Annotated in this window: 1 tRNA gene; it reads right to left on the reverse strand. The window is 49.1% G+C overall.

The window, feature by feature from the left end:
* Positions 1-154 precede the first annotated feature (154 nt).
* A tRNA-Glu gene (locus NXS07_RS21015) sits at positions 155-230 on the reverse strand.
* Between the last annotated feature and the right edge of the window lie 112 nt (positions 231-342).

Consider the following 342-nt stretch of genomic DNA (forward strand, 5'->3'; position numbering starts at 1 on the left):
TTGAGAGACTCATCAGTCCTGTCATTGACAGCACTGATTGTTTCAAATTTTCAGCTTGTTCCAGATTGTTAAAGAGCGTTATTGGTAAACCGACTTCGCAGTCCGCTTACCAATAATTCGTTGACCCTGCCTTTCACACAGTGCCTGAACAGGATGGCGTCCCCTAGGGGATTCGAACCCCTGTTACCGCCGTGAAAGGGCGGTGTCCTAGGCCTCTAGACGAAGGGGACTCAAGTCTTCTTCGCGGGCATTCCTGCTCATTTTCTTTTATCAGACAATCTGTGTGGACACTGCACAATCACTATCATTCAGGTAAGGAGGTGATCCAACCGCAGGTTCCCC

Source organism: Xenorhabdus bovienii (assembly GCF_024721015.1).
Classification (GTDB): Bacteria; Pseudomonadota; Gammaproteobacteria; order Enterobacterales; family Enterobacteriaceae; genus Xenorhabdus; species Xenorhabdus bovienii.